Origin of the sequence: Paenibacillus sp. OT2-17, from assembly GCF_009827695.1 — a bacterium.
Classification (GTDB): domain Bacteria; phylum Bacillota; class Bacilli; order Paenibacillales; family Paenibacillaceae; genus Paenibacillus; species Paenibacillus polymyxa_B.
Window position 1 is genome coordinate 1 of record NZ_WUDQ01000889.1, and the last position, 989, is coordinate 989.

Genomic DNA, 989 nt, shown 5'->3' on the forward strand with positions numbered 1-989 from the left:
CCCGCATGAGTGACCCTGTGGTTACAGAGACAGTTTTTGCTCGCAGGGACCTTTCTTATGAAGTGCTGCCGTGGAATGAGGGACGGATGGAGGCATCCAGAGCCGTACAACCATTTACGCTACAATTTAACCGTAATTCAAGGCATTTGGCGGAGGACTGGTTTGGCGTAGAAGCATTGACCGAGCAGGAGGAAGGGATCTATACGGTTTCGGTCCCGTTTCCTGAGGATGCATGGGCGTACGGATTTATTTTAAGCCTGGGACCGGATGTGGTTGTCAAGGAACCAGCCCATTTGCGAGACAAGATTCATAAGATGGCGCTGAGTATTGCGTCTAATTATGAAGAAGTTCGGGAATCATCTTAGATTAAGTAAAACAAACCTGACCCATAGTTGTCAGGTTTGTTTCGTTATACTGGTGGCATACCTGATATCAGTTAGCGAAAGGGGATTTACGAGGATGGATAAAGCTTGTCAAAGTTGCGGGATGCCGTTGGAGCATGAGGACCAATATGGAACGGATGCACAACATCATAAAACGGATGAGTATTGCAAGTATTGTTACAAGGAAGGCGAATTTGTACAGCCTGAATTGACTATGGAGGGAATGATTCAGCAGTCTGTGCCTTTCCTGGTAGAGAAGGGGATGCAGGAAGAAGAAGCGACTTCGATGCTGCGTAATTACCTGCCGTTTTTGAAACGATGGCGGTCCTCAGAGGATACGGGGCTTACACTGGATGGACCCATTCGGGAAGAATATCGAGGTGAGATCCGTTTGATTGGGTTGAAAGCACGTACAAGTAATCAGAATGAACAAACATCTCACGGGATCATTCCAAGCATGTGGGAACGTTTTTGGAGTGAGGACGTGCCTGGACGGATAAAGGAAAAAGCAGGACATGCTTCTATCTATGGTTGCTATACTGACTATGAAAATGGAGCTTTGGGCGAGTATACATTTTTTATCGGGTAGGAAGTGGCTGTTGATTT

Annotated in this window: 2 protein-coding genes; both read left to right on the forward strand. The window is 46.5% G+C overall.

Going from position 1 to position 989, the window contains the following annotated elements; translation table 11 throughout:
* Positions 1 to 365 (forward strand): helix-turn-helix transcriptional regulator (locus GRP75_RS27940; protein WP_160791001.1); only part of this gene is annotated, 365 nt, incomplete at its 5' end.
* Between the two features lie 94 nt (positions 366 to 459).
* Positions 460 to 972 (forward strand): zinc ribbon domain-containing protein, encoded by a 513-nt coding sequence (locus tag GRP75_RS27945; RefSeq protein ID WP_237449241.1) that lies wholly within the window; start codon positions 460 to 462, stop codon positions 970 to 972.
* Positions 973 to 989: the final 17 nt, after the last annotated feature.

Excerpts from the sequence above, each read along its gene's own strand:
- GRP75_RS27945 (WP_237449241.1), top strand. The coding sequence starts at position 460 with ATGGATAAAGCTTGTCAAAGTTGCGGGATGCCGTTGGAGCATGAGGAC.